Below are 24,898 nucleotides of genomic sequence, written 5' to 3' on the forward strand. Positions count from 1 at the left end.
CACCCCATATCGCGCTGATCTGTGCATATTCAACAGAGTACATTCAAAGTACTTTAGGCTGCATCTCTTAATTATTCATGATGCTAAACGGCGCACAGCGCCCGGCTGCCGTCGGGCCTGTGGCCATAACGGCAGGCCGTTCACCTAAGGAAAATGTGAAAGATGAATAATCTGCCCGCCATGATGAAAGCAATGGAAGCGTATCTCTCACCGGCCATCATCGCGTCGGCTCAGCGCTGTTCGGCCCGTCTGCTGGCGGCGTTACCCGATAAGCAGCCTGAGAACAACCGCGTCCTGCTCGCCTATGGCGGCGGCAAAGACAGCAGCTACATGGTGGCTTACGTGCGCTACATTCAGGGGCTGATCTGGCAGCAGCAGGGCACCACCTTTCATCTGCGGGTCAGCACCAACCGTCACGCGGCGATGAACCAGAGCGTCATGGATAATATTCACCGCGTTTATCAGTCGCTGGCGATGCATGACGATGAATGGGTGACCTGTCTGGTGGTGGATGGTCTGCTGATCCGCCCTTTCGCCCGCGATCTGCCGATGCCGGACAGCGTGCGTGAGCAGAACCGCAACGATGTGCTGATGAATGGCCACCGCTTTCGCGCCGATGCGCGCTCCACCTTCTGCAACGCCTGCAATCTCAGCATGGTCAACTCCTTTGGCCTGGCGGCGGACTACAACGGCGGTGTGGATATGATTATCACCGGCGATTCGCCGCAGGAGCAGGCCGCCTATGTGGCCTGGGCGCGGCACCTCTCACGACTGTTTGATGCGCCGGTCGCGGAAAAAAGCCGTGGCTTCAGCGGGTTCCTGCAGACGCTGGATGGCGTCGCAGAGCGCTACTTCAGCGACATCTACGGGGCCGGCCAGCTCACCCCCGCGCACCGCATCACCCACCAGCTGGCGCGCGATCCGCTCTTCTTCAATATCTATCAGGACACGGCCTATGAAGCGGGTGCGCACTGGGCACTGCTCAGCGACTTTATGGGCTTCCGGTTTGATGAACTGATGTTCAGCTTTTCTGAGTCCGACTGCGGTAACCCGACGCTGATGGCGCATCTGCGCGGACTGCGAGCCGAAACGCTCATGCAGCGCAGCTACGCCGAGGGGATCCGGGAATATGTGCGCTTTGCGCTGGGGCTGATGGTGAAGAAGGATTTTCCCCCGCAGCTGATCGACGAGATGGCGGCGCGCTATCAGGATGACGCCGCGATCCGGCAGCAGCGGCAGCGTGCAGCCGCGTTCGCCGTGCAGGCGTTTGACCTCAGCGAAGCGCAGCTGATCTGCATGATCTACTCGCCCTTTCTGGGACAGGGCCAGCAGCTCGGTCACTGGCTGACCGGGCAGCAGATCGCGCTGGAGGAGGCTGCTATCCGCGACCTGCTTGAGCAACGCAGTCAGGATGTCGCGCTGGCCAGGGCGTTAACGCACCTCTCCGGCATGACGCTGACACAGATGCGCCACTGCTGGCAGAGCAAGCCGGTCAGCTCGCTGCTGGAGGGAAAAAGCCCCGATCCCCTGTCGCGCGTGCTGCGCTTCGATCCCCATAAAGCGGTGATTCAGGTCAGTAACGGTGTGCTCAATGACACGGTGACAGAAGTCATCTCCGGGCGATAACCCGGTAAGGCGAGGCGATGAAAAAGATTTTTCTGCAAATTGGCGCCACCCGCGATGGACAGAACCCTTACTGCGCGGTGGCAAAGCGCGAAGGCTATTTCACCGTGCTGGCGGAAATGGGCGATTTTGTCGATTACCAGTCACTAAGCCTGGCGCTGCCTTTTGATCTGATTATTCGCCTCGACCGCCCTGAGAATCCGTGGGAGGTGATGCAGGCTTATCTGCACGCCGGTTTACTGGCGCATCCGCTGGTGGTGCTGGCGGGCTTTGAAGCCTACAACGCCAGCGCCGGACGACTGCGCGACATGCTGGCCGGGCCGGACGCGCCCGCCGCCTTTATTCCGCTGGATAAATATGCGCAGCGCATGGCGCTAAAAAAAGCCTGGCCGCGCTTCCCGCAGCCGGAGTTTCGCTTTTTTGCCTCGCCGCTCAGCATTCTGGATGCGGAGCAGGCGCTGATCTATCCCTGCGTCGTTAAACCGGTAGATGGCGGCGGCGGGCTGGGCATCTGGCTGATTGAGCGGGCCGATCAGCTGCGCAGCGTGGTGAAGCAGCTGGTGCAGACCATGAACTATGGCGGGCGCGGCTTCAGCGGCTTTATCGTGGAAAGCGCCCTGATCGGCGAGGAGTTTTCGCTACAGGGTGTGGTCGCGCAGGGGCATCCCCGGGCGCTGACCTGCTGCCAGAAGGTGATTGAGCAGCACCGGGACAGCGAAGGCTGCGTCAGCTTTTATGAGTCGGGGCATGTGGCGATGGCAGCAGCGGCGCTACCCGCCGCGTTCAGCAGTCTCATGACCTTCTGCTGCGAAACCTTTGGCTATCGTCAGGGCGCGTTTCATATCGATTTCATTGTGGTTAACGGCGTGCCGCATTTTCTGGAGATGGGGTTCCGGCTCTCTGGCATGGGGGTGGCGACGCTGGTTGAGGAGGCGACCGGTATCAACTGGGCTGAGGTGACTTTCCGGCTGGAGGCGGGAGGCACCCTGCCTGCCTTTGCCCTGAGCACGTCACGCGCTGTCGGCCAGCTGCGCCTGCGCCAGCCCGCACAGCTGCAGGCGGCGGAACGCTGGATTGAACAGCATCAGCAGGGGGCGCTGTTACCCCCCCTCCGGTTGCCTGCGTTGCAGGTGTCATCCCGCTCATCGCTCTACGCCGATCTCACCCGTCACGCCGGCATTCTGGCGACCTTCAGCCTCAGCGCCCCGACGCGGGAGCCCGTTATGACCCTTTTTCAGCAGGTGATTGCCGCGCAGCCGGTGACCGCCGGGAGAGACAAAGTATGTGCAGAATGATTCTGGCGCATGGCAGGTTCGACAGCGCTCAGATTCTGGAGGCGGCGCGCGCCATGAGCTGCGGCGAAGGAGCCGAACACGATGGCCCAATTAAATCCCATCCCAACGGCTGGGGCTGCCTGTGGCTGGAAGCGGGGGAGATCCGCACCCTGCACGGCACAGGCGCGTTTGCGGAAGCGCTGCCGGACATCGATGTGGATCGGCTGCGCAGTCCGTTTCTGGCTGTGCATGTGCGCCACGCCACGCTGAGTAAAAATCAGGGGCTGGCCTTTTCTCATCCGCTGACGCGCCACAGCGCGGGTCATCAGTGGTACATGATGCACAACGGCTTTCTGCCGACCATCCACCGCCAGCTTGGCCTGGCGGAATCCCGTTTCGATTCAGAAGAGTACCTGCGCTACCTGGTCGATCAGACCACGCCCGCCGACTTCACCCGCGACTATCTGCGCGCAAAGATGGCGCAGGTGGAACCCGGCGGCAGCGCAGGCAATGCCATTTTCGTCACCCGTGACAAAGCCTGGGCGTGGCAGTGGTATCCCCACGACACCCCCTGGCCTGACTATTTTACGATGCATTTTCGGCAACAGGAGGATTGCACGCTGATCGCTTCTGAACCCGTGACAATACCAGGCAGCGCCGGCAGCTGGCGGCGAATGAACAATCATGAACTCTATGAAATTCCGTTTAGGGAGTGATAAACATGGCTATTTTCAATCAGTTCCGCGTGATTAATCCCAGCATGTTTGTGGAGTCGACCTGGCTGGATGACATCGTCACGGCGCGTGTGCCGCTGCTGGTGCTGCGTAATTTCCTGACGCCGGAGGTGCGGGAAGCGGTGGTGGCGGATCTGCAGCGCTGCCGGGAAAAGATCCGTGTTTCTCACTATCCGAATGGCGCGCTGACCACGCTCGGTCCCTATCTGGCGCGTCACACCGCAGAGCCCGATAACTATTTTACCGAGCTGCGCGATATCCAGCCGGCGCTGCCCCCTTCACTCACCACCCTGCGTGAGCAGATCTACCTCTGGGTTCAGCATGCGCTGCGGCTGGAGAGCCTGCGCATCGCCCAGGAGCCGGGCCACGGCGACTATGCCGGTTCTATCGTGCGGTTTCATGCCGATGGCGTCGCGAACCCGTTACACAACGACAATATCGTGCGTGATGCCGCCGGAACCGGGCTGGCGGTGACGCAGATTCTCCATCAGCTCAGCTGCGTGGTCTGCCTGCAGGAGTGCAACGCGGGCGGGGCGCTGCGGATCTACAACAAAAAATGGGCACCGGAGGATGAGCGGTTCAAAACGGCCGGTGAGCTGGGCTATCCCGCTGAGGTGATTGAACACAGCGAAGTCTGCGAATTTTCACCACGCAGTGGCGATATCTATCTGTTTAATCCCGCTTTTTATCATGAGATTGATCGGGTTGAAGGTGATACCCGCATCACCATGGGATTCTTTTTCGGGCTGACCGATAAAAAAATGAAACACGCTATCGCCTGGAGTTAATCCGGTCCGGGCCAGACAAGGAGAGGGATATGACGACGTTTGAAAAAATCACCGCGCTGCTGGATCAGCATCAGGCCAGCTACCGCGTCGTGGAGCATGAGGCGATAGGGCAGACCGACCAGATCAGCCAGATACGCGGTAATGCACTGGGTCAGGCGGCTAAGGCGATGGTGCTGGAGGTCGTCATGCCGGACGGCGCGCCGCCGCGTCCGCTGCTGGCGATTGTGCCGGGCGACTGCCGGATCAATTTTAAAAGTGCGGCGCGCGCTATCGGCGGCAAGAAATCCTCTTTCGCCGCGCCGGAGCTGGCGCAGGCGCTGACCGGCTGTGTGATGGGCGCGGTGCCGCCATTCAGTTTTGATGACCGGCTGGCGCTGCGGGTCGATACCCGGCTGCAGCAGGTCGGAACGTTATGGTTTAACGCGGGCGAGCTGGATAAATCGATCGCGCTGGCTGTAGATGACTATTTTCGCATCGTGGGGGAAGCGTGCTGTGCTGACATCGCAACCCCGATTGCGATCACCGCCTGACGGCGGCTCAAGGAGTTTCTGATGTCGGTAAAAGATATGCTGTTAGCGTTGTGCGTGGTGGTGGCGTGGGGCGTCAATTTTGTGGTGATCAAGCTGGGGCTGCAGGGGATGCCGCCTTTTCTGCTCGCCGGACTGCGATTCACGCTGGTCGCCTTCCCTGCCATTTTCTTTGTGCGCCGTCCGCCGATCCCGCTGCGCTGGCTGGTGGTTTACGGTATGACCATCAGTTTTGGTCAGTTTGCGTTTCTCTTCCTGGCGATTCAGCTCGGTATGCCAGCAGGCCTGGCCTCCCTGGTGCTGCAGGCGCAGGCGTTCTTTACCCTGCTGCTGGGGGCGCTGCTGCTGGCGGAGAAGCTGCGCTGGAACCACATCACCGGGATTATCATCGCCACGCTGGGGATGTTTCTGCTGGCGACGGCAGGCATGGAAGGACAGACCAGCGCCGGCATTACGCTGACGACTATGATGCTGACGCTGTCGGCGGCCCTGTCATGGGGGCTGGGTAACATTACCAACAAGATCATTATGCGGAATCGCAGCGTGCCGATTATGTCGCTGGTGGTCTGGAGTGCGCTGGTGCCGGTCATTCCTTTCTTTGCCTGCTCGCTGCTGTTTGAGGGGCAGGAGGCTATCGTCAGCAGCCTGCTGCACATCGGGCTGCAGACGGTACTGGCGCTCTTCTATCTGGCCTTTGTCGCCACCATCGTCGGCTACGCCATCTGGGGAAATCTGCTCAGCCGCTACGAAACCTGGCGCGTTGCCCCGTTGTCGCTGCTGGTGCCGGTGGTCGGGATCATTACTGCTGCGCTGGTGCTGGATGAGCATCTTTCCGGGCAGCAGATGCTGGGCGCCTCGGTGATTATTGCCGGCCTGCTGATCAACGTGTTTGGCGGCGTGCTGGGACAGCGTTTCGCGATGCGAACGCAGCCGTAGGGTGACAGGGCAAAAAAAAACGCCGCTGACGCGGCGTTTTTCATGATTACTTCAGAATCTCAATACGGCGTGGTTTGGCTTCTTCCGGTACCAGACGTTCAAGATCGATACTCAGCAGACCATTTTCGAGACGGGCGTCGCGCACCACAATGTGGTCGGCAAGCTGGAATTTACGCTCGAAGTTACGCTCGGCGATACCCTGATACAGGTATTTACGCTCGGCCTGCTCTTCCGGATGGGCACCCCGTACAGTCAGCACATTGTCGTGCGCTGTGATATCAAGCTCGCTCTGAGAGAAACCGGCCACCGCGATAGTAATGCGGTAGTGATTTTCATCGACCAGTTCAACGTTATAGGGAGGATAACCCCCGTTGCTCTGATTCTGGTTTGATTCGAGCAGGTTAAACAGGCGATCGAAACCGATAGCTGAGCGATAAAGTGGGGTGAGATCAAAGTTACGCATATTAAGACTCCTGAATTTCAGCAAGTTTTGGCAACCTTCCACTACTGGACAGGCTGGATCCGGCACCTCACTGTCCCTTTCGGCGACGGTGAGCGCGTCCGTAAACTAAAAATGGGTGCCAAAGGAGAATTTTCAAGCGTGCAGAATGCAATTTTTTTCGCCAATCTCAGGAAATGACATACACTCAGAACACCTTTTGTCAGACCCGAACGGACTTCGCCCCAGAGTGTTGACGTTGTCTGGCAAGCCAACTCAGCCCGGCGCATGTCAGGGCTGAAGGGATGATGATAATGAAATTGATGAAGACCTTACCTCTGGCTGGAATGGTTTGCTGCGCAATGGCGACAAGCGGTTGTTCCAGCGTGATGTCACACACAGGTGCGAGTCAGGGCTATTATCCAGGCACCCGGGCCAGCGCGGATATGCTGACCGACGGGGACACCAGCTGGGCGCTGAAGCCGCTGGCGCTGATCGATCTTCCTTTCTCCGCCGTGATGGATACGCTGCTGCTGCCGTGGGACTACTACCGCAGCGACAAAGATAAATCACTCGACTCCCCGCGGGAACGCATTCTGCAGAGCGAAAAGCTGGCGCACACGCAGGAGAGCCTGGCGCAGGCGCAGCCTATGCCTCCTCTGCGCCCTCAGCCGCAACCGTAAACAGCTGCCGCCAGCCCTCCACCTCACGCATATACGCAATCTGCGTGCCGTCAGGTGACCAGACAACCGCATCGCCTGAGGGGGCGTCATCCGTTCTGCGCGTCAGACGCTGGCACTCGCCGCTCTCAGCGTCACATCGCATCACGCTGTTATCACAGATAAAGGCGACGGCCTGGCCATCAGGATGCCAGCTGAAGGCGGACTGAATGCTGCTGCCGAGACGGGTCACCTGACGCGGTTCGCCGCCGTTGGGAGAGACCGTCCAGAGCTGGATCACCCCTCCCTCATCTGCCATCAGAAACGCAATCTGGCTGCCATCGGGCGCACTGCGCAGCCAGTGGCGCGGTTGCAGCGCCAGACCACGACCGTACGTCAGACGGCGCTGCCTGACGCCAGCCGGGGGCGCAGGCAACTGCTGGCTGCTGCCCTCCAGCGGGCTGGCACCGGCCCGGGCGTAATCGTCCAGGTCTTCGGGCAGATCAACAACAAACACTTCAGGACGCTTCTCGCCCTCCGCCGTCAGCGTGTCGCCGATGAACGCGATAGCCCAGCGCTGCCAGCGGCCGTCCGGTTTCTGATAGCCGCGGTTACCGATCCAGCACTCTTCATAGGCACGGTTGATCTGGTCGCTGCCCGGCTGCGGTGCCGGATGCGTCTCGCTCACCAGCAGGCAAAAGTAGCTGCCGTCATACTCCCGCGGATGCTGCTTAACCGGCGTGACTGCGCGCAGCGGCACCGCGATGCCGACGTTGCGCAGATCCAGCCGGGTATCCCGTTCATGCATGACATGGTCATTGTAGGTAAAGCTCAGACGTGAACCGTCGGGACTGAAGACATGCACATGCGACCCGCCCCGCAGCGCGCCAGGCGTAAAGGGGGGCGTGATGTCGCAGGCATCCAGATTGACAGCGGTGGCGTTCTGAACGATCACCCCGCGGCGGTGATGGAAATCATACTGCCACCGGGCATCGGGATGTTCCGGGCCATGAATGCAGACGTAGCGCGGCGGCATATCGGGGCTGACCGTCACCACGCCGACATGAGCACCGTGCTGCGCCTGATAGAGCACCTCCACCTCACCGGTCATCACATTGACCCGCTCAATGGTCTGGCTGGTAAAGGAGGCGCCCGAAGGACGCACGTCAAATGCCAGCCACTGGCTGTCGGCAGTCCAGACATTGATATTGGTCAGCTGATGCTGACGGGCAGCAAAGGTGATCTGTTTTTCTGACATGGTGAAACCCGTGCAGGAAGCGTTGCCCGACAAATTACGCGATTCTGTTTTGCGCTGCAGCTTTTTTACCGGGTTCCGGGCCGGCGCGGCCCGGAAAGCGCAGAGCGGTTACAGCACTAACTCTTCAATGGCATGTGCGACGCCATCTTCCATATTGGTTTTCGTGATGAACTGAGCGATAGCCTTGACCGAATCAATGGCATTGCCCATGGCGACACCTGTGCCGGCATACTCAATCATCGCCAGGTCGTTCTCCTGGTCACCTATCGCCATCACCTCTTCCTGCTTCAGGCCGAGCTTCTCCGCCAGCATTCTGACGCCCTGACCTTTGTTGACCCGGCGATCGAGGATTTCGAGGTAATAAGGCGCACTCTTCAGGATGGTGTAGGTCTGCTTAGCATGCTCTGGCAGGCGGGCAATCGCCGCGTCGAGCAGGGTCGGACGGTCGATCATCATCAGTTTTGGAAAGCGCGTCGCGCGGTCCATCTCTTCCACCGCACGATAGCGCACCGGAATCCCGGTCAGGCTCGCCTCATGGATGGTGTATTCGCTGATATCTTTGTTGGGTGTATAGAGATGGGATTTGTCGAACGCCTGGAAATGGACGCCAAGTTCACGCGCCAGCTGCTCAATGTAGAGGTAGTCGTCAAAGGTCAGCGTCACTTCCGCCACGCACTCACCATCTTCAGCCTGATGAACCAGCGCGCCGTTGTTACTGATCGCGTACTGGCCGGGGGTCTGCATATCCAGCTCCATCAGATAGCGCTGGATACCCACAAACGGCCGGCCGGTGGTCAGCACAATCGATACCCCCTGCTGGCGGGCGCGATCAAGGGCAGATTTCACCCCCGGCGTGATCTCATGCTGCGGATTGAGCAGGGTGCCATCCATGTCGATAGCGATCAATTTAATAGCCATAGAGTCCTCGTTGCGTCTGGGTTTGGTTCAATGCTAGCGCGATTCAGCGCGTATTGACCAGTTTCATAGCAGGCGGGCACCCCCGGCCGACCGTCAGCGTCAGGCGGTAAACAGATCGCGGTGAATTTTAATCACGGCTTTTCGGATAATGGCGGGTTCACCCGGCGCGCAGCAGGGGCGATGAATATCGTGCGGAAAAAAGATCGCGAACATACCGGGCAGCAGTGTAATCACCGACTCATTCAGCGTCTTCTGATAAAAGACCACGTCGCGTTGCTGAGCAAAATCCTCGGTCACTCGCTGATCGGGGTGGGCGCGGGCCACGCCGATATTCTCGCTGCCGGCCAGCAGAAACTGAATGTCGATGTAGCTGAAGTGGGATTCTGCCCGACGCGCGCTCGCCGGTTCGGTCATCATCTCCTGCACCAGGCAGAACATCTTATCCTCAGGCAGGATGGCATATTTACCGGTGTCGAGCTGGCTGAAGTCGGTGTCAGTAATCCAGCGTATCGCCTGATCGATAACCGGATGAAAGGCGTGACGTTCTCTGTTCCAGTCGTGACAGTCGCAGACAATCATAAGGTAACTCCCTGTATTAACGTTGTGCGCGCTGAAGGCGCAAAGAGAGGCAAGCGTAAAGGAGCAGGGCGGGGGAAAACGTGATCGGTCTCGCAGCACCGGGTGCGGCATTCGCCGCGGCGGCATAAAAAAAAGGCCATCACCGGAGTGATGGCCTATCCGGTCTGCGACCAATCAGATATCGATATTGGCTGCTTTCAGCGCATTCTCTTCGATGAAGGCGCGGCGCGGTTCAACCGCATCGCCCATCAGCGTGGTGAACAGCTGGTCAGCACCAATGGCATCTTTGATGGTGACGCGCAGCATACGACGGCTGTCCGGGTCCATGGTGGTTTCCCACAGCTGATCCGGGTTCATCTCGCCCAGACCTTTGTAGCGCTGAACAGAGAGGCCGCGACGCGACTCTTTAACCAGCCACTCAATCGCCTGTTCGAAGCTGGCCACCGGCTGACGACGCTCACCACGTTCAATGTAGGCATCCTCTTCCAGCAGGCCACGCAGTTTGCCGCCAAGATCGCAGATTTTGCGGTATTCCGGTCCCTGAATGAACTCCGCTTCCAGCGGGTAGTCGGTATCCACACCGTGGGTGCGAACGCGCAGAATCGGCTCGAAGAGGTTCAGCTCGCGGTTTTCGCGAACCTGGGCCAGATAGGTGCTGCCGTGCGCTTCGCGTTCAGTCAGATAGCTCACCAGACCGTTCAGCCAGGTCGTGACCTCCGCTTCATTGGTCAGGTCGCTCAGCGTGTCGTGATAAATCAGCGCGCGCAGCATGGCCATCGGATAACGGCGCTCCATACGCTTGATCATCTTCTGCGTGCTGTTGAAGTCAGAGACCAGCGTCTCCAGCGGCTCACCGCCCAGTGCCGGAGCGCTGGCGTTGGTGTGCAGCGTGGCACCATCCAGCGCGATGGCGATCTGATACTGATCCATCGCCTCGTCATCTTTGATGTACTGCTCCTGCTTGCCTTTCTTCACTTTGTAGAGCGGCGGCTGGGCAATATAAACGTGGCCGCGCTCAATGATTTCCGGCATCTGACGATAGAAGAAGGTCAGCAGCAGGGTACGGATGTGTGAACCATCGACGTCGGCATCGGTCATGATGATGATGCTGTGATAGCGCAGCTTGTCCGGGTTGTACTCATCGCGGCCAATGCCACAGCCCAGTGCGGTGATCAGCGTGGCCACTTCCTGAGAGGCGAGCATCTTATCGAAACGCGCTTTCTCAACGTTCAGGATCTTACCTTTCAGCGGCAGGATCGCCTGGTTTTTACGGTTACGGCCCTGTTTGGCCGAGCCGCCTGCGGAGTCACCCTCCACCAGGTAGATTTCAGAGAGCGCCGGGTCGCGCTCCTGGCAATCCGCCAGTTTGCCTGGCAGGCCAGCCAGATCCAGCGCGCCTTTACGGCGGGTCATCTCGCGGGCGCGACGGGCCGCTTCACGGGCGCGCGCGGCGTCGATGATTTTACCGACCACGATTTTGGCGTCTGACGGGTTTTCCAGCAGGTATTCCGCCAGCAGTTCGTTCATCTGCTGCTCAACCGCCGATTTCACCTCTGACGAAACCAGTTTGTCTTTGGTCTGTGAGGAGAATTTAGGGTCCGGTACTTTCACCGACACGACGGCAATCAGGCCTTCACGGGCATCGTCACCGGTGGCGCTGACTTTGGCTTTCTTGCTGTAACCCTCTTTATCCATGTAGGCGTTAAGGGTACGGGTCATCGCCGCACGGAAACCGGCAAGGTGCGTACCGCCGTCACGCTGCGGGATGTTGTTGGTAAAGCAGTAGATATTTTCCTGGAAACCGTCGTTCCACTGCAGCGCCACTTCCACACCGATGCCATCTTTCTCGTTTGAGAAGTAGAAGACGGTCGGGTGAATCGGGGTTTTGTTTTTGTTCAGGTATTCAACAAACGCCTTGATGCCACCTTCGTAGTGGAAGTGGTCCGTTTTGCCGTCACGCTTATCTTCCAGACGGATCGAAACGCCTGAGTTCAGGAAGGAGAGTTCACGCAGGCGTTTCGCCAGAATGTCATACTCAAAATCGCGGACGTTGGTGAAGGTTTCGTAGCTCGGCCAGAAACGGACGCGGGTACCGGTTAAATCGGTATCACCGGTCACGGTCAGCGGCGACTCGGGAACGCCGTGGACGTAAATCTGCTGATGCACTTTGCCTTCGCGACGAATGGTCAGCTCCAGCTTCTGTGACAGGGCGTTAACGACCGAGACACCCACGCCGTGCAGGCCGCCGGAGACCTTGTAGGAGTTATCATCGAACTTACCGCCCGCATGCAGAACGGTCATGATCACTTCAGCGGCGGACACGCCCTCTTCTTCGTGAATACCGGTCGGAATGCCGCGTCCATCATCCTGCACCGAGACGGAGTTATCCGCATGGATGGTGACCACAATGTCACTACAGTGACCAGCGAGCGCTTCGTCGATTGCGTTATCCACGACCTCGAATACCATGTGATGCAGACCGGTACCGTCATCGGTATCGCCGATATACATGCCCGGGCGTTTACGTACCGCATCAAGCCCCTTCAGGACTTTAATACTGGAGGAGTCATAAGAATTCGACATCAACGTTTCTCGCTCATTTTAATCTTCAGGTTGAACCGCTATTTTACCCTGTTCCACGCGGAACATCTTGCCCTTTTCGTCGCTCATGTCGATTACATGTCCGGCCGAAATGGCGCTGACAAAGACCTGAGCCTGGGTGGCTTTTAACCGTTCCGCCAGCAGGCGTCGGCGGCTCTCATCCAGCTCAGAAGCAAAGTCATCAATGAGGTAAATACAGCGGCGTCCGCTCTGGCTTGTCAGGAACTCGCCCTGTGCCAGACGCAATGCACACATCAGCAGCTTGAGCTGCCCGCGTGAGAGTAAATCTTCCACTGGCGTCCCTTCAGCCCGGATTCGAAAATCCGCTTTATGGGGGCCGCTGGCGGTGTAGGTCAGTGCACGATCGCGCTCAAAGTTACGCTCCAGCAGCTCGCCATAGTCGCTCTCTTTGTCCCAGCCGCGCTGGAAGGAGAAGCGCAGGTCAAATTCCGGCAGAAACTGGCTGCAGGTGCCGGTGATTTCGGCGGAAATGGCGGCACTGTATTCCGCCCGCCACAGGCTGATCTGTTCAGCCAGCGGTACCAGCTCCTGATCCCAGGGACGGATCTGGCTGTAGCGGGTGACCTGACGCAGCGCGGCGTTGCGCTGCTTAAGCAGGCGACGCAGGTTGTTCCAGGCGTTGAAAAAGCCAGGCGTATTATGGAAGCAGCCCCAGTCAACATAGGCTCTGCGGTATTTGGGGCCGCCATTGAGCAAACTAAAGCCTTCGGGCGTAATTAATTGCATCGGCAACAGCTGTGCCAGCTCGGCGACTTTGTGACCGTCGCTGCCATCAATGCGCACTTTACTGTCACCGGCCCGGTTTTTGGTCAGTCCGACCGAAATTTCCCGCTCTTTGCTCTCCAGCCGTCCGTGCAGCACAAAGGCCGCTTCGTCGTGACGGATGACGCGCCCCGCCTGCAGGCTGCGAAACGACCGGCCATGCCCCAGCGTATGGATCGCCTCTAACACGCTGGTTTTGCCGCTGCCGTTGACGCCGACCAGAAAATTAAAGCCGGGAGCCAGTTGCAGGTCAGCCTGTTCGATATTACGAAAATCTTTAATAAGAAGGCGGGTTAAAGCCATGAATCAGTCCAGCGTGAGGGGCAATGATCGGGATAAAATGGGTTTTGCCTTGTAAAAATTCAGGATTTACCTTTAACAATCCAGGGCGTCGACGGCGAAGCAGGTTTGCCCGACATCCCATTCACCAGGCCGCAGGCGTCGCCGCCAGTCTGGTTCCGGCCAGCGCGCAGACCCTGGGAGCATACTGAAGTATGTGACCAGGGGCGAGCACTGCCCGAAATCAGAATGGCAAGTAAGCCAGGCCGATATATAACACCTACAAGCGCATGGGCATGACGACATAGGCCGCAGCAGGACTCGCCACATCCTCAATCTGCACGCTCGACACCGAATCGGTCAGCAGCAGACGCACGTTCTCACACTTCAGCGCGTTCAGCACATCCAGCACGTAACTGACGTTAAAGCCAATCTCCAGTTCGGTGCCGTTATAGCTGACATCCAGCATCTCTTCCGCCTCTTCCTGTTCAGGGTTATTGGCGGTGATCTTCAGCTGGTTTTCGGTGATATAGAGGCGCACCCCGCGGAACTTCTCGTTGGAGAGGATCGCCGCGCGGGCAAACGCCTGTTTAAGCAGGTCACAGCCCGCTTCCAGCACTTTGTCGGGATTCTTCGGTAACACGCGGCGATAATCGGGGAAACGACCATCAACCAGCTTAGAAGTGAAGATGTAGTCGCCGACGTGTGCACGAATATTGCTGCCACCAATCTGCACCTGCAGCGGCGTCTCGCCGCCATCCAGCAGACGCAGCAGCTCAATCACGCCTTTGCGCGGCACAATCACCGAATGACTCGGCAGCGCCTGGCCAACCGGCATTGAGCAGACGGCCAGACGGTGACCGTCCGTCGCCACGGTGCGCAGTTCTTCCCCTTCGGTTTCAAACATCATGCCGTTGAGGTAGTAACGCACATCCTGATGCGCCATGGAGAACTGGGTCGCTTCGATCAGCCGCTTCATCGTCGCCTGCGGCAGGGTGAATTCGACTTCACTCTGCCAGTCGTCAAGATTCGGGAAGTCACTGGCGGGCAGGGTGGACAGCGAAAAACGGCTGCGTCCTGAGCGCACCAGCATGCGATCGCCTTCCAGCGCCAGCGTGATCTCTGCGCCATCCGGTAAGCCACGACAGATATCGAGGAATTTACGCGCCGGAACGGTGGTTGCGCCAGGCTCATGCGCCTGCGTCAGCGCCACGCGTGCCACCATCTCCATTTCCAGATCGGTACCGGTCAGCAGCAGCGAACCTTCTGTTACCTGCAGCAGCAGGTTTCCGAGGATTGGCAGCGTTGGACGCCCGCCCAGCGGGCCACTTACTTGTTGCAGCGGCTTCAGCAGCTGCTCACGTTCAACAATAAATTTCATAGCGTCACGAAGATAATGTTCTGATGAGATTAGAGAAATCTTCTTTGATATCGTGGCTCTCTTCACGCAGCTGCTCAATCTTGCGGCAGGCGTGAAGCACCGTTGTATGGTCGCGTCCCCCAAAAGCGTCGCCGATTTCCGGCAGGCTATGGTTCGTCAACTCTTTCGCCATCGCCATCGCCATCTGGCGCGGACGTGCAACCGAACGCGAACGGCGCTTGGAAAGCAGATCGGCGACCTTGATTTTGTAGTACTCAGCCACGGTCTTCTGAATATTATCGATGGTGACCAGCTTTTCCTGCAGCGCCAGCAGATCGCGCAGCGCTTCACGCACGAAGTCGATCGTAATCGCCCGGCCGGTAAAGTTGGCGTTGGCGATCACGCGGTTCAGCGCGCCTTCCAGCTCACGCACATTGGATCGTAAACGCTTGGCAATAAAAAAGGCGACTTCACCCGGCAGGCGGATGTCATTCTCATCCGCTTTTTTCATCAGGATCGCCACCCGCGTTTCCAGCTCAGGCGGCTCGATCGCCACCGTTAACCCCCAGCCGAAACGGGATTTAAGACGATCTTCCACCCCGTTGATCTCTTTGGGGTAACGATCCGAGGTGAGGATGATCTGCTGATTGCCTTCTAATAAGGCATTAAAGGTGTGGAAGAACTCTTCCTGCGATCGCTCTTTATTGGCAAAGAACTGAATGTCATCGATCAGCAGGGCATCCACTGAACGGTAGTAGCGTTTGAACTCTTCGATCGCATTGTTCTGCAGGGCCTTAACCATGTCCTGCACAAAACGCTCGGAGTGCATGTAAACCACTTTTGCATTGGGTTTACGGGCAATGATGCCGTTACCTACCGCATGCAGCAGGTGTGTTTTACCCAGACCGGTGCCGCCATACAGAAACAGCGGGTTATACGCGCCGCCGGGATTATCCGCCACCTGACGTGCCGCCGCGCGCGCCAGCTGGTTGGATTTACCCTCGACGAAGTTGTCGAAGTTATGACGGTTATTCACATTCGAGCGGTAGGTCACGTCGGCCGGTGCCGGCACATTGTCCCAGCTGGGACGCACGATCTGCGTCGGTGCCGGACGAACATGGCTCTGCACGGGCATTACCGGTGCGCTGACGCTGGCCATGACCGGCTGGCTGACCGCTGCCGCCTGCTGCTGAACCGGGCGTGTGCCGACTTCAAAACGCAGCGCGGGCACGTTCGGGCCACAGAATTCATTCAGCAGCGCATTGATACTATTGAGGTATTTATCCCGGACCCAGTCGAGTACGAAGTGATTTGGAGCATACAAGGCAAGCGTATTGTCGTTTAACTCAGCCTGCAGTGGACGGATCCACATGCTGAATTCGGTGGCAGGAAGCTCATCCTGCAAACGGGCAAGACACTGTTGCCAAAGCGTAAGTGACACGGCGGACTCCACTCGTACAAATTCGATAAGAATAGTAGGCGTTACTCTAAGAAACGTTCATTTTTTGACACAGACGAAAGAAAGCGCCTGCGACCGCTATCAGCGGTTTTCCAGCCTGCAATCAGCGGAGGATCGTCAGCGGAAGGGCGGATCATAGCGCAAAGCGAGACAGAGATCTTCCCTTTCTACACAGTTTTGATCCTTTTTATCCACAGGTCTGAGGCGCGCAAAGAAGTTTACGCCAGTTGCCGGAAAAACCCGCAGGGATCTGGCGAAAAGCGTCAGAATTTCGGACGATGTCTCGTTTTATCCCCACGATCCCGCCCCCCGATCGTAATAAGATCCCGTACGATCCTTGCGCTTTAGAGCGGAGCCCGTATAATTCCCCACCCGACATTGCGCCCCAAAGCAAAATGTTGGAACTCAGCGGGCTGTATGCGGGTTTTCAGGTACCGTGCCACGCGAAGTAAATTGACTCGGGACTGTACAATTATTACAATCCCGCCTCTTTATTAAAGACACATTGAGGCGTCGGTCGATTTACTGGCCCGAAACGCGTCACCCAGTGAAAATTTTCAAGTTTAGGTAGAAACCGCCATGAAACGCACTTTTCAACCGTCCGTACTGAAGCGCAACCGTTCACACGGTTTCCGTGCTCGTATGGCAACAAAAAATGGTCGTCAGGTTCTGGCACGTCGTCGTGCTAAAGGCCGTTCTCGTCTGACCGTTTCTAAGTAATAAAGCTAGCCCTGATGGGTAAGCTCGCATTTCCCAGGGAGTTACGCTTGTTAACTCCCACTCATTTCACTTTCGTCTTCCAGCAGCCACAACGGGCTGGCACGCCGCAAATCACTATTCTCGGCCGCCTTAACGCGCTGGGGCATCCCCGCATCGGTCTTACCGTCGCTAAAAAACATGTGAAACGCGCCCACGAACGCAACCGGATCAAGCGATTGACCCGCGAAAGTTTTCGTCTGCGTCAACATGAACTGCCGTCGATGGACTTCGTGGTGGTCGCGAAGAAGGGGGTTGCCGATCTGGATAACCGTATGCTGGCGGAAGCGTTGGAGAAATTATGGCGTCGTCACTGTCGCCTGGCGCGCGGCTCCTGATCGTCCTGATACGCGTCTATCAACGCGGTATCAGTCCATTACTGGGACCACACTGTCGGTTTCACCCGACCTGCTCTCATTACGGAATTGAGGCGTTACGCAGGTTCGGCCTGATAAAAGGCAGTTGGTTGACATTAAAACGCGTATTAAAATGCCACCCCTTGAACCCGGGTGGTGACGATCCTGTGCCGCCAAAAACCTTTGATACCAGAGAACATTAACGATGGATTCGCAACGCAATCTCTTTCTCATCGCTTTTCTGTTCGTGACCTTTATGATCTGGCAAGCCTGGCAGACGGACCACGCTCCGCAGCCACAGCAGACACAGACCACACAGGGCACCAACAGCGTAGCGGGTGATACCGCCAGTCAGGGTGTACCGGCCAGCGGTCAGGGCCAGACGATCACCGTTAAGACTGATGTCCTGTCATTAAATATCAACACCCGCGGCGGTGATGTAGAACAGGCACAGCTGCTGACTTTCCCGGACAAACTGGGTTCTGACCAGCCGTTCCAGCTGCTTGAAACGACGCCAGCCTTCCTTTATCAGGCGCAGAGTGGTTTAACCGGCCGTAATGGTCCGGATAACCCGAACAACGGTGCGCGTCCGCTGTTCACCACGGCACAGGATCACTTCGAGCTGGCTGATGGCCAGGCTGAACTGCGTGTGCCGATGACCTATACCGCTGAAAATGGCGTGGTTTACACCAAAACCTTCATCTTCAGGCGTGGCGAATATGCCGTTAATGTCGACTATCATGTCAACAACACCACCCAGCAGCCGCTGGAAGTGTCGCTGTTTGGCCAGCTGAAGCAGACTATCGATCTGCCTAAGCATCGTGATACCGGCAGCAACAACTTTGCACTGCATACCTTCCGTGGCGCGGCGTACTCCACCAGCGAGTCGAAATATGAGAAGTACAAATTCGACACCATCGCGGATAACGAGAACCTGAACACCACCACCAGTAATGGCTGGGTGGCGATGCTGCAGCAGTACTTTGCAACCGCATGGGTTCCGCGTACCGAAGGCACCAACACCCTTTACACCAGCAACCTGGGTAATGGCGTGGCGGCGATTGGCTATAAATCTGCACCGGTGACCATCGCGGCAGGCGCACAGCAGAATCTGGGCGCAACCCTGTGGGTCGGCCCGGAAATTCAGGACAAGATGGCTGCTATTGCGCCGCACCTTGATCTGACCGTGGATTACGGCTGGTTGTGGTTTATCTCTCAGCCGCTGTTCAAGCTGCTGAAATTTATCCACAGCTTCATCGGTAACTGGGGCTTCTCCATTATCGTGATCACCTTCATCGTGCGCGGCATCATGTACCCGCTGACTAAAGCGCAGTACACCTCGATGGCGAAGATGCGCATGCTGCAGCCGAAAATTCAGGCGATGCGTGAGCGTCTGGGTGATGACAAGCAGAAGCAGAGCCAGGAAATGATGGCGCTGTATAAAGCAGAGAAAGTGAATCCGCTGGGTGGCTGTCTGCCGCTGGTGATTCAGATGCCTATCTTCCTGGCGCTCTACTACATGCTGTCAGGCTCGGTTGAACTGCGTCATGCGCCATTCATTCTGTGGATCCATGACCTGTCTGCGCAGGACCCGTACTACATCCTGCCGATTCTGATGGGCATCACCATGTTCTTCATTCAGAAGATGTCACCGACCACCGTGACCGATCCGATGCAGCAGAAGATCATGACGTACATGCCGGTGATCTTCACCGTCTTCTTCCTGTGGTTCCCGTCAGGTCTGGTGCTGTACTACATCGTCAGCAACCTGGTCACCATTCTCCAGCAGCAGCTGATTTATCGCGGCCTGGAAAAACGTGGTCTGCATAGCCGCGACAAGAAGAAAGCGTAAGCGATCCAGCGCGGGAGCCATCCCGCCCTATATAGTCTATTCTCAGGCGGTCAAAGCGACCGCCTGTGTTTTTTGTAGCGAGAGAAAATTTATGAGCCACAGCGATACCATTGTTGCCCAGGCAACACCGCCCGGACGCGGCGGCGTCGGCATTCTGCGCGTCTCTGGCGCACAGGCGGCAGAGGTCGCCCGCCAGCTGCTGGGCAAACTGCCTAAGCCGCGCTACGCCGATTATCTGCCGTTTACCGACAGCGACGGCAGCGTGCTGGATCAGGGTATCGCGCTGTGGTTCCCTGGCCCCCACTCCTTTACCGGCGAAGATGTGCTGGAGCTGCAGGGCCACGGTGGCCCGGTGATCCTCGACCTGCTGCTGAAGCGCATCGTGGCCCTGCCAGGCGTGCGGATTGCTCAGCCGGGTGAGTTTTCCGAACGAGCGTTCCTGAATGACAAGCTCGATCTGGCGCAGGCCGAAGCGATTGCCGACCTGATTGATGCCAGCTCTGAGCAGGCGGCTCGTTCTGCCGTGAACTCGCTGCAGGGCGCGTTCTCCACCCGGGTCAATCATCTTGTGGAAGCACTCACGCATCTGCGCATCTACGTCGAAGCCGCGATCGACTTCCCGGATGAGGAGATCGATTTCCTCTCTGACGGCAGAATTGAAGCGCAGCTGAATACGGTGGTCAGTGACCTGGATGCCGTCCGTGCCGAAGCGCGTCAGGGCAGCCTGCTGCGTGAAGGGATGAAGGTGGTGATTGCAGGCCGGCCAAATGCCGGTAAATCGAGCCTGCTGAATGCGCTGGCGGGCCGTGAAGCCGCCATCGTGACCGACATTGCGGGCACCACCCGCGACGTGCTGCGCGAGCATATTCATATTGATGGCATGCCGCTGCACATCATCGACACCGCCGGTCTGCGTGAGGCCAGCGATGAAGTGGAGCGCATCGGGATTGAGCGCGCCTGGCAGGAGATTGAACAGGCGGATCGCGTGCTGTTTATGGTGGACGCCACCACCACCGATGCCACCGAAGCGGCGGCCATCTGGCCCGATTTCGTTTCGCGTCTGCCGCCACAACTGCCGATCACGGTCGTGCGTAATAAAGCGGATGTGACCGGTGAGTCTCCCGGTCTGACGGACGTCAATGGTCACTCACTGATTCGTCTGTCGGCACGCACCAGCGAGGGCGTCGATGCGCTGCGGGATCACCTGAAGCAGAGCATGGGCTTCTCCGGCAATATGGAAGGGGGCTTCCTGGCGCGTCGCCGTCATCTGCAGGCGCTGGAGTTAGCGGCAACCCACCTGCAGCAGGGCAAAGCACAGCTGCTCGGCGCCTGGGCGGGTGAGCTGCTGGCTGAAGAGCTGCGCCTTGCTCAGCAGGCGTTAAGCGAGATCACCGGCGAGTTCACCTCTGACGATCTGCTGGGACGCATCTTCTCCAGCTTCTGTATCGGTAAATAGTCCCTCTGGCCTGGCGGCGTGGGCTGTCAGGCTGGCTTTCCCGCCGCGCGCGTTCCTCCGTTATTCCCCTCTCTGCAGTGATTCTTGCCGATATGTTATTTTGCGGCGGCACGCCATTATCGTATAACGGTAGAGGCGCCGATCTGATGTGCCGCCGTGAGCGATCCCGCTCCAGCCGCGTCAGGCCGCAAGCCAACCCTATACGTGAAGCTATTCGGGCGAACCTTTTCGCCTGCTACAGGAGAGTTGCATGAGTACACCGCTCGATAAGACCGCTCTGGACACGCTGTTTAACGACGCCCGCACCCACAGTTACTGGCAGGATAAGCCGGTCGATAATGCCCTGCTGGAACAGCTCTATACCTTGACGGCTCTGGGGCCAACGTCGGCAAACTGCTCGCCTGCGCGTTTTGTTTTTGTGACCTCGGCGGAGGGGAAAGAGAAGCTGAAACCGGCCCTCTCTTCCGGCAATCTGGACAAAACCATGAGCGCACCGGTCACGGTGATTGTGGCGTGGGATCGTGAGTTCTATGAGCAGCTGCCCGCCCTGTTCCCGCATGCTGATGCGCGCAGCTGGTTTACCGGCAGCCCGGAAGCGGCAAAAGAGACGGCTTTCCGTAACAGCAGCCTGCAGGCGGGTTATCTGATTCTGGCGGCCCGTTCGCTGGGGCTGGATGCCGGTCCGATGTCCGGTTTTGATCCGGCGAAAGTGAACGACGCCTTCTTCCCGGACGGTCAGTATCAGGTTAACCTGCTGATCAACCTCGGCTATGGTGAGGCATCAAAACTCCATCCACGCCTGCCACGTCTGAGCTTTGAGCAGGCAAGCCGTTTCGCCTGATGCTACCCGCGTCGCGATCCGCATCGCGACGCGCATGAACCACACAGCCCATCATCAAAGACTCCCCTGTGAACGCCTCAGCGGCGCAGTATCTTCTGCAGGCGCTTTTGCTGCCAGCGGTCCGCCAGCCCATGAAAAACAAAGGTCCGCATCGCGCGGATGAACAGTAAGGCCCCCCAGATAATCGCCACCCAGCGTGCCCAGTGATTGCCAGGCGCCGTCACGTCGTTAAGCGCGAAAAGCAGTGCGCAGACGACCACCGCGGTGATCAGGGAGCGATAAAAGCGTGCTTCCTCCGCGATCCTGCTGCGCGCATCAACGATCCGCTGATCCAGCGCCGGATTCTCGCCATTCTGCGGATCGGTCAGATCACTGACGCTGACCTCAAAGACCGCAGCCAGCGCACTCAGCGTCTCCAGACCCGGCCGCTCGCCATTTTCAATCCGCTGTACAGTACGGGTGCTTAATCCGGCCAGCTCTGCCAGTTGCTCCTGTGACCAGGCGCGGGCCAGGCGCAGTGCTTTAAATCGGTTGATGCTGCTCATTCGCGTTCTCCGTTGAATCGACAGGAAGAAAAGTGTGCGACAGAAAGCCCGGCAGCAACACGATCCGGACCCGACAGCATCATGACACCCGCACGACAGCGGTGTCACCGTGTGTAAAACTCTTTCCGGGAACGGATGATGAGGTCAGGGTTCACGCATCAAATCCGGTTCCGATGCAGGTGTTCCCTGATGAAAAACCATACGCCAGGTTTGCCCCTCACGCACCCAGTGCGAGGCACGCAGTGCGGCCCTTTGACCGTCAGCATCCCAACTCCGGTAGTGCAGTATCAGACTCACCTCGCTTGTTCGCACCAGCTGAAAGCCACTGCTGAGCATGACGGGTTGTGGCTCTTCTTTTATCAGTGCTTCAATGGTTTGCGCCCGGGTGATAAAACTTCCTGAACGGGTTATCTCACAAAATGCAGGATGGAGTATCTGTTCAAGCCATGCCCGCTCGCGGCGCTGAGAACCGTGCAGGCTACGCTCTCGCTTCACCATCTCGTCCAGCAACATAGTTCTTCCTCTTCTTACTCCGCATCCAGAGTTCGCAACAGTGAATTCTTTTAACTGTGATAATACTGTCCGCTTTGCCCCCGTGAATCCGTTCGTCCTATTCCGAATTTAGCCCAATCCGTGCGTTGCCGGGTGCATTAAGTTAAGAAAATTCTTACAATGCCTCTGATGATTATCTGACCATTTTCACGGAGCGACAGATGGCTGGTCATTTTGTACGCTGGACGGGTGACCCCTGTTTCCCGGCCAGTGAGATGCACATTCCCCAGGCAATCCGGGACACGGCACAGCAGTTTGCTGAAAAACGCCGTGGACGCTTCCTTGCCGCGCGTATCCTGCTGGCACAGCTGATGCAGCGGATTTATGGCATCAATGAGCTGCCGCGCTTAACCATTCAGGATAACGGACGGCCCGCCTTTGCCGACCGCGATCTGCCCGATTTCAGCATCGCCTATGCGGGTAATACCGTAGGGGTGCTGCTGGCCGAAGAGGGCGGACGTGCCGGTCTGGATATGGAGATTGTGCATGCGCGGAGCCGTCAGACGCAGGAGCAGCTGATTCAGGGGCTGACCTCCGGCGAAATTGCCTGGATCAATGCCCAGCAGGATGCGATGGAAGCGGTGACCCAGATCTGGACGCTGCGCCAGAGCATTCTCAAGCTGACGGGAGAGGGCGATCGGGGGCTGGATTCGCTGCGTCTGCTGCCGGGTGCAGGGCGGCTGCGGTCGTCGCTCTATCCCGATATTCAGGTGGTCTGCGATGCAGAGCCTGTGCTGGTCTGGTCGTGTGCGCTCTCATCCGCGACCCAGCGGCTCTATCTGTGGGAGATGGATAACGCCTTTCAGTGGCGCGCATTACGGGAAATGGAGATGGGCAAGCCCAATATCGGGCCGCATGCGCTGCGGCTGACCAGCCTGCCCAGCGAGCGCAATCTGCATCCGGAGATGTGACAACGCCGCAACCGGTGGGTTGCGGCGCTCAGTCACTGCGCTCAGTGCGCGTCGATAAAGACAATCTTCAGTACGAACAGCAGGGCAACAATCACCACGCAGGGACTGATTTCACGCCAGCGCCCGGTGCCCAGCTTCATCACGCAGTACGCGATAAACCCCAGCGCAATGCCTTCGGTGATAGAAAAGCTGAACGGCATCATGGCGGCGGTGACAAATGCCGGAACGGCTTCGGTTAAGTCATCCCAGCGCACGCGCGACAGGCTGGCCGTCATCAGCACACCCACGTAAATCAGCGCGCCCGCCGCGGCGTAGGCCGGCACCATGGCCGCCAGCGGTGACAGGAACGTCACCAGCAGGAACAGCAGGCCGGTGACGACCGCCATCAGGCCGGTACGGCCACCAATCGCCACCCCGGAGGAGCTCTCAATATAGGCGGTCACCGAGGAGGTGCCCGCCAGCGCGCCACTCACTGAACTGATGCTGTCGACATACAGCGCCTGCTGCATGCGCGGGAAGGTGCCGGTTTCATCGGTCAGGCCCGCTTTATCGGTGACGCCAATCAGCGTGCCGGAGGAGTCGAACAGATTGACCAGCATAAAGGAGAAGATCACCCCGGCCATACCGATGTTGAATGCGCCTTTGATATCGACCTGACCGACCACCGACGTTACCGACGGTGGCGCGGAGAAGAGGCCGACAAACTTCACATCGCCCAGCATCCAGCCGATAGCCGTGGTGATCACCATGGAGATCAGCACCGCCGCGTGAATATTACGCGACGCCAGAATAGCGATAATAAAGAAGCCCAGCGCGCCCAGCAGCACGCTGTGCGAGGTCAGGTTGCCTACGGCCACCAGAGTATCGGGGTTAGCCACAATAATGCCCGCATTCTTCAGCCCCATCATGGCGATAAACAGGCCGATACCGGCGGTAATGCCGACGCGCAGGCTGAGCGGGATATTGGCAATCATCCAGTAGCGGACCCGCAGCAGTGTCAGGATCAGCAGGCCGACCGCACCCCAGAAAATGGCGCCCATGCCGACCTGCCAGGAATACCCCATCGCCCCGACCACCACAAAAGCGAAAAAGGCGTTCAGTCCCATAGCGGGTGCCAGCGCTACCGGCAGATTGGCAAACAGGCCCATCAGAATGCTGCCGAAGGCGGCAATCAGACAGGTGGTGACAAACACCGCCTGCGTATCCATGCCCGCGACGCCCAGGATCTGCGGATTGACGAAGACGATATAGACCATCGTCAGAAAGGTGGTGATACCCGCGATCACTTCGGTACGCACCGTGGTGCCATGTTCCTGCAGCCTGAAAATGCGCTGCAAAACGCCTTGCTTGCTCATGCCATCCATCCAGAAGAAAAAATCATCGGCGCGTATCCTGGCGATTTTACCGGGGCA

General features: G+C 58.2%; 25 protein-coding genes. 14 read left to right on the forward strand and 11 right to left on the reverse strand.

Annotated features, from left to right (window positions below):
• The first annotated feature begins 162 nt into the window (after nt 1-162).
• Genes AC6I7A_RS00215 through AC6I7A_RS00240 form a run of 6 tightly spaced genes read left to right on the forward strand, consistent with a single transcriptional unit; the run spans nt 163 to nt 5,882 of the window.
• Nucleotides 163-1,626, forward strand: coding sequence for a hypothetical protein (locus tag AC6I7A_RS00215; protein ID WP_058957179.1), 1,464 nt, complete (start codon nt 163-165; stop codon nt 1,624-1,626).
• A gap of 17 nt (nt 1,627-1,643) precedes the next feature.
• Entirely contained in the window at nt 1,644-2,918 is a 1,275-nt protein-coding gene (locus AC6I7A_RS00220; protein WP_046100906.1) for an ATP-grasp domain-containing protein, read from the forward strand.
• A complete protein-coding gene (locus AC6I7A_RS00225) occupies nt 2,906-3,613 on the forward strand; it encodes a class II glutamine amidotransferase (RefSeq protein WP_033736116.1) in 708 nt (235 codons plus the stop codon). The genes AC6I7A_RS00220 and AC6I7A_RS00225 overlap by 13 nt, the downstream gene beginning before the upstream one ends.
• 5 nt (nt 3,614-3,618) lie before the next feature.
• Nucleotides 3,619-4,419, forward strand: a complete 801-nt coding sequence (locus tag AC6I7A_RS00230) for a 2OG-Fe(II)-dependent halogenase WelO5 family protein (protein WP_009088271.1) — start codon at nt 3,619-3,621, stop codon at nt 4,417-4,419.
• Between the two features lie 29 nt (nt 4,420-4,448).
• Nucleotides 4,449-4,949 (forward strand): YbaK/EbsC family protein, encoded by a 501-nt coding sequence (locus tag AC6I7A_RS00235; RefSeq protein ID WP_046100909.1) that lies wholly within the window; start codon nt 4,449-4,451, stop codon nt 4,947-4,949.
• 21 nt (nt 4,950-4,970) lie between these two features.
• On the forward strand, nt 4,971-5,882 hold the full coding sequence (locus tag AC6I7A_RS00240; protein WP_009088275.1) for an EamA family transporter: 912 nt from the start codon (nt 4,971-4,973) through the stop codon (nt 5,880-5,882).
• A gap of 46 nt (nt 5,883-5,928) precedes the next feature.
• Here AC6I7A_RS00240 and ibpA read toward each other — a convergent pair whose 3' ends face one another.
• The gene (gene ibpA / locus AC6I7A_RS00245) at nt 5,929-6,345 is read right to left on the reverse strand and encodes a small heat shock chaperone IbpA (protein ID WP_009088277.1); all 417 of its coding nucleotides are present in this window, start codon (nt 6,343-6,345) and stop codon (nt 5,929-5,931) included.
• A gap of 290 nt (nt 6,346-6,635) precedes the next feature.
• Here ibpA and AC6I7A_RS00250 point away from each other — a divergent pair, with 290 nt between their 5' ends.
• Nucleotides 6,636-7,004, forward strand: a complete 369-nt coding sequence (locus AC6I7A_RS00250; RefSeq protein ID WP_058957178.1) for a YceK/YidQ family lipoprotein — start codon at nt 6,636-6,638, stop codon at nt 7,002-7,004.
• On the opposite strand, the gene AC6I7A_RS00255 is transcribed toward AC6I7A_RS00250, so the two are convergent.
• The 7 genes from AC6I7A_RS00255 to dnaA all read right to left on the reverse strand — a co-directional run bounded on the left by AC6I7A_RS00255 (nt 6,970) and on the right by dnaA (nt 16,199).
• Nucleotides 6,970-8,238 carry a DUF3748 domain-containing protein gene (locus AC6I7A_RS00255; RefSeq protein ID WP_058957177.1) on the reverse strand — a complete coding sequence of 423 codons (1,269 nt, stop codon included), beginning with the start codon at nt 8,236-8,238 and terminating at the stop codon, nt 6,970-6,972. The genes AC6I7A_RS00250 and AC6I7A_RS00255 overlap by 35 nt on opposite strands.
• 108 nt (nt 8,239-8,346) lie before the next feature.
• Complete coding sequence (gene yidA / locus AC6I7A_RS00260; RefSeq protein WP_058957176.1) at nt 8,347-9,156, reverse strand: sugar-phosphatase; 810 nt, start codon at nt 9,154-9,156, stop codon at nt 8,347-8,349.
• A 99-nt stretch (nt 9,157-9,255) separates the two neighbouring features.
• Nucleotides 9,256-9,735, reverse strand: coding sequence for a NanQ anomerase/TabA/YiaL family protein (locus tag AC6I7A_RS00265; RefSeq protein WP_009088284.1), 480 nt, complete (start codon nt 9,733-9,735; stop codon nt 9,256-9,258).
• Between the two features lie 174 nt (nt 9,736-9,909).
• Nucleotides 9,910-12,318, reverse strand: coding sequence for a DNA topoisomerase (ATP-hydrolyzing) subunit B (gyrB, locus tag AC6I7A_RS00270; protein WP_058957175.1), 2,409 nt, complete (start codon nt 12,316-12,318; stop codon nt 9,910-9,912).
• Nucleotides 12,319-12,336: 18 nt separating this feature from the next.
• Nucleotides 12,337-13,422 carry a DNA replication/repair protein RecF gene (gene recF / locus AC6I7A_RS00275; protein ID WP_009088288.1) on the reverse strand — a complete coding sequence of 362 codons (1,086 nt, stop codon included), beginning with the start codon at nt 13,420-13,422 and terminating at the stop codon, nt 12,337-12,339.
• Between the two features lie 256 nt (nt 13,423-13,678).
• Nucleotides 13,679-14,779: a DNA polymerase III subunit beta gene (gene dnaN / locus AC6I7A_RS00280; protein ID WP_009088289.1), complete on the reverse strand. Its 1,101-nt coding sequence runs from the start codon at nt 14,777-14,779 to the stop codon at nt 13,679-13,681.
• Between the two features lie 4 nt (nt 14,780-14,783).
• Nucleotides 14,784-16,199: a chromosomal replication initiator protein DnaA gene (gene dnaA, locus AC6I7A_RS00285; protein ID WP_058957174.1), complete on the reverse strand. Its 1,416-nt coding sequence runs from the start codon at nt 16,197-16,199 to the stop codon at nt 14,784-14,786.
• A gap of 597 nt (nt 16,200-16,796) precedes the next feature.
• On the opposite strand from dnaA, the gene rpmH reads away from it, so the two are divergent.
• The 6 genes from rpmH to AC6I7A_RS00315 all read left to right on the forward strand — a co-directional run bounded on the left by rpmH (nt 16,797) and on the right by AC6I7A_RS00315 (nt 21,478).
• Nucleotides 16,797-16,937 carry a 50S ribosomal protein L34 gene (gene rpmH / locus AC6I7A_RS00290; RefSeq protein WP_003849659.1) on the forward strand — a complete coding sequence of 47 codons (141 nt, stop codon included), beginning with the start codon at nt 16,797-16,799 and terminating at the stop codon, nt 16,935-16,937.
• A 14-nt stretch (nt 16,938-16,951) separates the two neighbouring features.
• Nucleotides 16,952-17,311, forward strand: a complete 360-nt coding sequence (rnpA, locus tag AC6I7A_RS00295; RefSeq protein WP_008926396.1) for a ribonuclease P protein component — start codon at nt 16,952-16,954, stop codon at nt 17,309-17,311.
• Nucleotides 17,275-17,532: a membrane protein insertion efficiency factor YidD gene (gene yidD / locus AC6I7A_RS00300; protein WP_008926397.1), complete on the forward strand. Its 258-nt coding sequence runs from the start codon at nt 17,275-17,277 to the stop codon at nt 17,530-17,532. Before rnpA ends, yidD begins: the two co-directional genes overlap by 37 nt.
• Before the next feature lie 2 nt (nt 17,533-17,534).
• Nucleotides 17,535-19,181 carry a membrane protein insertase YidC gene (yidC, locus tag AC6I7A_RS00305; RefSeq protein WP_009088294.1) on the forward strand — a complete coding sequence of 549 codons (1,647 nt, stop codon included), beginning with the start codon at nt 17,535-17,537 and terminating at the stop codon, nt 19,179-19,181.
• Nucleotides 19,182-19,272: 91 nt separating this feature from the next.
• A complete protein-coding gene (mnmE, locus tag AC6I7A_RS00310) occupies nt 19,273-20,637 on the forward strand; it encodes a tRNA uridine-5-carboxymethylaminomethyl(34) synthesis GTPase MnmE (RefSeq protein ID WP_058957173.1) in 1,365 nt (454 codons plus the stop codon).
• A gap of 250 nt (nt 20,638-20,887) precedes the next feature.
• Entirely contained in the window at nt 20,888-21,478 is a 591-nt protein-coding gene (locus AC6I7A_RS00315) for a malonic semialdehyde reductase (RefSeq protein WP_046100914.1), read from the forward strand.
• Between the two features lie 77 nt (nt 21,479-21,555).
• Here the strand turns inward: AC6I7A_RS00315 and AC6I7A_RS00320 are convergent, their stop codons facing one another.
• Both AC6I7A_RS00320 and AC6I7A_RS00325 read right to left on the reverse strand, forming a co-directional pair.
• Entirely contained in the window at nt 21,556-22,023 is a 468-nt protein-coding gene (locus AC6I7A_RS00320) for a helix-turn-helix domain-containing protein (RefSeq protein ID WP_058957172.1), read from the reverse strand.
• A gap of 144 nt (nt 22,024-22,167) precedes the next feature.
• Nucleotides 22,168-22,536, reverse strand: coding sequence for a nuclear transport factor 2 family protein (locus tag AC6I7A_RS00325; RefSeq protein ID WP_058957171.1), 369 nt, complete (start codon nt 22,534-22,536; stop codon nt 22,168-22,170).
• A gap of 200 nt (nt 22,537-22,736) precedes the next feature.
• On the opposite strand from AC6I7A_RS00325, the gene AC6I7A_RS00330 reads away from it, so the two are divergent.
• Nucleotides 22,737-23,486 carry a 4'-phosphopantetheinyl transferase family protein gene (locus tag AC6I7A_RS00330; RefSeq protein ID WP_058957170.1) on the forward strand — a complete coding sequence of 250 codons (750 nt, stop codon included), beginning with the start codon at nt 22,737-22,739 and terminating at the stop codon, nt 23,484-23,486.
• 41 nt (nt 23,487-23,527) lie between these two features.
• On the opposite strand, the gene AC6I7A_RS00335 is transcribed toward AC6I7A_RS00330, so the two are convergent.
• Nucleotides 23,528-24,841: an NCS2 family permease gene (locus AC6I7A_RS00335; RefSeq protein ID WP_009088305.1), complete on the reverse strand. Its 1,314-nt coding sequence runs from the start codon at nt 24,839-24,841 to the stop codon at nt 23,528-23,530.
• Between the last annotated feature and the right edge of the window lie 57 nt (nt 24,842-24,898).

Source organism: Type-F symbiont of Plautia stali (genome assembly GCF_059731105.1).

What these genes read in the sequence shown, in the direction of transcription:
- yidA (WP_058957176.1), bottom strand. Translation starts at nt 9,156, where the DNA reads ATGGCTATTAAATTGATCGCTATCGACATGGATGGCACCCTGCTCAAT.
- AC6I7A_RS00240 (WP_009088275.1), top strand. Translation starts at nt 4,971, where the DNA reads ATGTCGGTAAAAGATATGCTGTTAGCGTTGTGCGTGGTGGTGGCGTGG.
- gyrB (WP_058957175.1), bottom strand. Translation starts at nt 12,318, where the DNA reads ATGTCGAATTCTTATGACTCCTCCAGTATTAAAGTCCTGAAGGGGCTT.
- ibpA (WP_009088277.1), bottom strand. Translation starts at nt 6,345, where the DNA reads ATGCGTAACTTTGATCTCACCCCACTTTATCGCTCAGCTATCGGTTTC.
- AC6I7A_RS00250 (WP_058957178.1), top strand. Translation starts at nt 6,636, where the DNA reads ATGAAATTGATGAAGACCTTACCTCTGGCTGGAATGGTTTGCTGCGCA.
- dnaN (WP_009088289.1), bottom strand. Translation starts at nt 14,779, where the DNA reads ATGAAATTTATTGTTGAACGTGAGCAGCTGCTGAAGCCGCTGCAACAA.
- AC6I7A_RS00255 (WP_058957177.1), bottom strand. Translation starts at nt 8,238, where the DNA reads ATGTCAGAAAAACAGATCACCTTTGCTGCCCGTCAGCATCAGCTGACC.
- yidC (WP_009088294.1), top strand. Translation starts at nt 17,535, where the DNA reads ATGGATTCGCAACGCAATCTCTTTCTCATCGCTTTTCTGTTCGTGACC.
- AC6I7A_RS00315 (WP_046100914.1), top strand. Translation starts at nt 20,888, where the DNA reads ATGAGTACACCGCTCGATAAGACCGCTCTGGACACGCTGTTTAACGAC.
- AC6I7A_RS00330 (WP_058957170.1), top strand. Translation starts at nt 22,737, where the DNA reads ATGGCTGGTCATTTTGTACGCTGGACGGGTGACCCCTGTTTCCCGGCC.
- rnpA (WP_008926396.1), top strand. Translation starts at nt 16,952, where the DNA reads ATGGGTAAGCTCGCATTTCCCAGGGAGTTACGCTTGTTAACTCCCACT.
- rpmH (WP_003849659.1), top strand. Translation starts at nt 16,797, where the DNA reads ATGAAACGCACTTTTCAACCGTCCGTACTGAAGCGCAACCGTTCACAC.
- recF (WP_009088288.1), bottom strand. Translation starts at nt 13,422, where the DNA reads ATGGCTTTAACCCGCCTTCTTATTAAAGATTTTCGTAATATCGAACAG.
- AC6I7A_RS00220 (WP_046100906.1), top strand. Translation starts at nt 1,644, where the DNA reads ATGAAAAAGATTTTTCTGCAAATTGGCGCCACCCGCGATGGACAGAAC.
- AC6I7A_RS00225 (WP_033736116.1), top strand. Translation starts at nt 2,906, where the DNA reads ATGTGCAGAATGATTCTGGCGCATGGCAGGTTCGACAGCGCTCAGATT.
- AC6I7A_RS00265 (WP_009088284.1), bottom strand. Translation starts at nt 9,735, where the DNA reads ATGATTGTCTGCGACTGTCACGACTGGAACAGAGAACGTCACGCCTTT.
- AC6I7A_RS00235 (WP_046100909.1), top strand. Translation starts at nt 4,449, where the DNA reads ATGACGACGTTTGAAAAAATCACCGCGCTGCTGGATCAGCATCAGGCC.
- mnmE (WP_058957173.1), top strand. Translation starts at nt 19,273, where the DNA reads ATGAGCCACAGCGATACCATTGTTGCCCAGGCAACACCGCCCGGACGC.
- AC6I7A_RS00335 (WP_009088305.1), bottom strand. Translation starts at nt 24,841, where the DNA reads ATGAGCAAGCAAGGCGTTTTGCAGCGCATTTTCAGGCTGCAGGAACAT.
- yidD (WP_008926397.1), top strand. Translation starts at nt 17,275, where the DNA reads ATGGCGTCGTCACTGTCGCCTGGCGCGCGGCTCCTGATCGTCCTGATA.
- AC6I7A_RS00230 (WP_009088271.1), top strand. Translation starts at nt 3,619, where the DNA reads ATGGCTATTTTCAATCAGTTCCGCGTGATTAATCCCAGCATGTTTGTG.
- AC6I7A_RS00215 (WP_058957179.1), top strand. Translation starts at nt 163, where the DNA reads ATGAATAATCTGCCCGCCATGATGAAAGCAATGGAAGCGTATCTCTCA.
- AC6I7A_RS00325 (WP_058957171.1), bottom strand. Translation starts at nt 22,536, where the DNA reads ATGTTGCTGGACGAGATGGTGAAGCGAGAGCGTAGCCTGCACGGTTCT.
- AC6I7A_RS00320 (WP_058957172.1), bottom strand. Translation starts at nt 22,023, where the DNA reads ATGAGCAGCATCAACCGATTTAAAGCACTGCGCCTGGCCCGCGCCTGG.